1 protein-coding gene is annotated in these 229 nt (G+C 63.3%); it reads right to left on the reverse strand.

The window, feature by feature from the left end; translation table 11 throughout:
• Positions 1-229: SidA/IucD/PvdA family monooxygenase (locus ACRHNM_RS18540; protein WP_431138092.1), on the reverse strand; the 229-nt coding region annotated here is incomplete at both ends.

The following is a 229-nucleotide window of genomic DNA, read 5'->3' on the forward strand; positions in this document are numbered from 1 at the left end:
GGTGTCGGTCTCGGGATCGTGCAGCACGCTCTGCACGTCGCTGTTGAAGCGCAGGTTGGGCAGGCGCGCGGCGACCCATTTGCAATAGCGGTTGTATTCGGCGCGCGTCAGGTAGGGGTGCTCGCGCATGTAGTACGAGTAGATGCGGCCGGTCTGCTTGCAGTAGTCCAGGTAGCTGTATTCGCTGCGCGGATCGGCCAGGCTGACCAGGTCCGCGAGGAACGGATTC

Source organism: Psychroserpens mesophilus, from assembly GCF_050617655.1.
GTDB classification, from domain to species: domain Bacteria; phylum Bacteroidota; class Bacteroidia; order Flavobacteriales; family Flavobacteriaceae; genus Psychroserpens; species Psychroserpens mesophilus_A.